General features: G+C 63.1%; 3 protein-coding genes. 2 read left to right on the top strand and 1 reads right to left on the bottom strand.

Annotated elements, in window-relative coordinates; all coding sequences use genetic code 11:
* The first annotated feature begins 131 nt into the window (after positions 1 to 131).
* Complete coding sequence (locus VN887_00125; protein HXT38404.1) at positions 132 to 968, top strand: ABC-2 family transporter protein; 837 nt, start codon at positions 132 to 134, stop codon at positions 966 to 968.
* A gap of 166 nt (positions 969 to 1,134) precedes the next feature.
* Positions 1,135 to 2,157: a tetratricopeptide repeat protein gene (locus tag VN887_00130; GenBank protein HXT38405.1), complete on the top strand. Its 1,023-nt coding sequence runs from the start codon at positions 1,135 to 1,137 to the stop codon at positions 2,155 to 2,157.
* On the opposite strand, the gene VN887_00135 is transcribed toward VN887_00130, so the two are convergent.
* On the bottom strand, positions 2,152 to 3,549 hold a 1,398-nt coding region (locus VN887_00135), incomplete at its 5' end, for an endonuclease/exonuclease/phosphatase family protein (GenBank protein ID HXT38406.1). The genes VN887_00130 and VN887_00135 overlap by 6 nt on opposite strands.

Genomic DNA, 3,549 nt, shown 5'->3' on the forward strand with positions numbered 1-3,549 from the left:
CCGGAGCGGCGCTGGCGAAGGGCCTGTGCATCCAGACGTTTTGGGTTCTCGCGGCGTATGGCGCGGCCCGATTCATCTGGAGCCGCGGCATCCGCAAATACGCCGCGGTCGGAGGATGAGGAGCACCGGGTATGAACCGAACCGAACCACTCCCGCCGGGCGCCGCGCAGCCGGGCTTCCGCCGGTACCTGGGCATTTACTTCGCGCTGTGGAAGAATTCCGTCACGCGCGAGATGAGTTTCAAGGCCAACTTTCTGCTCTGGATCCTGGTTGAATCGCTCTGGTTCGCACTTCAGCTTTCCTTCATGTTCGTCATCTATTCGCACACCGATCACATCGGCACGTGGACAAAATGGCAGGTGGTGATGCTGCTGGGCGGGAGTTACTTCATCCAGCAGGCCTTTCACGCGTTCTTTCTGGTGAACTGCACGAACCTTTCCGAGCTCATCCGCACCGGCAAGCTGGATTTCCTGCTCCTGCTGCCGGTCAACACGCGATTCATCGTGTCGCTCCGGCAGGTGGACCTGGGCGCGTTTGTCAATGCCGCGTCCGCCCTCGCGGTGATGTTTTACGCGGGCAAACAATTGCACCTCTCGCCGAGCCTGGCGCAGATGGCGGGCTTTCTACTGCTCGCGATGGCGGGCATATTGATCCATTACTCGCTCATGTTCCTGCTCGCGAGCACGAGTTTCTGGACCGTGCGCGCCCAGGGCATCGTGTGGGGTTACTACAACCTGTTCAACATCGCGCGCCTGCCGGACGAGGCGTTCCGCGGCTGGTTCAGGGCCGTGTTCACGTTCGCGGTGCCCATGCTGCTGGTGGCGAACGTGCCGGTGAAACTGCTCGTGCAAAAGCTCGGTTCACCTCTGGAAATGGTGTTGTTATTGGGAATGGCCGCGGTTTGCCTGTGGCTTTCCGAAGTCGTCTGGCGGCTTTCCGTCCGGCATTACACGAGCGCCAGTTCGTGAGCCCGGGAGTTCGCGCCGGCTTTCACGTTGCTTTGGACAAAGCCCGATTTTCGCCTTGCTTCTCCACTGCGATTTTCTACGGTGCATTTCGCAACTTCTACCCATGGCATCGTGCGCGCGTGTCGGACCTTTAATGGCGGGCTTGTCCGTCTGTACGGGAATCTTTTTGAGCGCGGGGTTTGTTCGTTCCGCGGATGCCTCCCTGCCGGGCGCCACCAACGTCACCGGCACGCAACCCTCGCCCGCGGTTTTTCCCGGCTTTCAGGAGCAACAGGACGTGGCCCAGCAGGCGATTGAACAGGCGCGGCGTGAGGCGGAGTCATCGGCCAGGCGAAACACGGAGATGCTCGCGCAACGGCTGGCCGAGTTTCGACAGTCGCTGGAGGCGCAGCACCAACGCGAGCTGGAGGTCATGCAGAGCTCCAATCGCACGGCGCTGATGGTCTCCGGCGTCCTCGCCGGAGCCGGCCTGCTCGGAATGTTCTGCCTCGCGTTTTTTCTGATGCGCGCAACGAACCGGCTGACGGAGACCACCCTGAGCGTCCCGTTCGCTCACTCGCTGGGGCCGGGCCACCCGCCCGGCGCGTTGACGGCGGGCGACGCGCATCTCTCCCCCGGCAATCCGGCCGAACTGGCCGGTGCGCGTTTCCTCGGCGCGGTTGAACAACTGGAGAAGCGTCTGCACGAGCTGGAGCATACCGCGCACACCGCTCCCGCCGTCGCGGCCAATCACGCCAATGGGGAGCCGAAGCCCGAAACCACCAAACACACGAGTGAGCCCGAAACGGTCTCAGGCGGCAAAGCGTTGCCGTCCGCGGAAGAAGTCGTCATTTTACCGGAGGCGACGTTGGGTTCGGGCCGCGCATCGCGCGCCGCGCTGCTGCTGGCCAAAGGCGAGGTATTGGTGAGCCTCGACAAGACGGCGGAGGCGCTTGCCTGTTTCGACGAGGCCATCGCGTTGGACCCGGGCCACGCCGAGGCGTTCGTCAAAAAGGGGAATGTCCTGGAGAAATTGCGGCGGACGGAGGAAGCGCTGGAGTGCTATGATCGCGCCATTGAAGCGGACGGTTCGCTAACCACCGCTTACCTCTACAAGGGCGGCGTGTTCAACCGCCTGCAACGGTACGAAGATGCCCTCAAGTGCTATGAGCTGGCGTTGCAGACCGGGCAACAAACGCCCGCTTCATGACTGCACGACCTCTTTTTCGTGCATCCGGGCGGCTTCGAGTGCCTGTTTCATCAGTTGCATCTTGGCGTTGAGCAATTCCCGGTTCGCCTGTTCCTTGGCCGACACCTCTTTTTCCAGTTCAGCGATGCGCCGTTCGTACGCGGCGACACGATTCTGCAACTGCATCTGGATTTTTGCCAGCCGCTGCTCGAGCTCCGCCACCTGCGCGGCTCCGGCATGCTGCACTTTGAGCAGATGCGCGCGCTGCGAGGCCATGCCTCGGAATAACTTGTCCTTCATCAGCCGCGCCAGGTACGGGACCAGGCCGTTTCGCACCACGGCTTGCGCGCGCGCAGCCCGTTGTTCGGCGGCCAGCGCCCGCTGTTCCAGAGATTGAATCCGCGAATTCGTCAGTCCCGTTGCGGAGTTTGGGGCGGGCACTGGAAGGGCGGGGCGAGCGTCGTCTTCGGGAAACCCCGTCTCGTCCGTCAATCGAAGCGAGCCTTTCACGCCCGGGTTGGAGGCCCGAGCAGGAGAGTAAAACCGCTTTCGCCCCGTGAACCACCACAGGACGAAAGCAAACGCCAGTGCGCCAAGCGCCAGCCCGACCAACGGCCACTGTGCCGGCGGGATCACTGCCGGCGGAGCAGTCGGCGCGGAGGCCGGTGAATTGAACTCGAGATCACAGGTCACGGGGAGGTGGCCCGATAAGTCCGAAGCGGTGATTGTCGGAACGCCGGTGAAGCTCGCGCTGCGCGCAAAAACGTAATCAAACGTCGCGTCGGGGTACCTTTCACCGCCGCGGTGGGTAACCCGGTTTTTCAACGGCGCGCCCGCGAACGCGCTCTTGAAGCCGGCTTCATCCAGCAGCCGGAGCGTGTTTTCGCTGACGAATTGCGGTTCATCCGGGCTGGTGTTGAAGCTCCCTCCGATGATCACCGTCGCCGGCTGGTTGGTCATGCGCGCCACGACCGCGGCGGCGTGGCGCACGAGTTGCGCCGCGGCAAGCTCGCGCTTGAGAATATTGATTTGCGTGTCCCGGTCGAAATCGCCGACGGTCGCGTTGTTCTTCAACTGAACTGAGTAAACCGCCACCGCGCCGGCCCCGTGGCGGATGGCGGCGAACGCCATCCCACCCGGCGGCGCGATCAACCCCTCCGGCGCCCATGGTTCGGTCCAGGCGCTGACCACGTGTTTCCGCGTGAGAATGGCGACCTGCGGAACGCTGTGGCCCTTGCCGTCTGCGAAAGTCGAGCAGGTGGCAACTTGATAGCGCGACGGTCCCAGCAGCTCTGCGATCTGTTCGCAGGTCCGGCGGTCCGGTACGTCCTGCAACAGGATCACGTCGGCATTCAGTGACCCAAGGACAGAAACAATGGCGGTCAGACGATTCGTGTCCGCCGACACGCGGGC

The organism is Candidatus Angelobacter sp. (assembly GCA_035607015.1).
GTDB lineage: Bacteria > Verrucomicrobiota > Verrucomicrobiia > Limisphaerales > AV2 > AV2.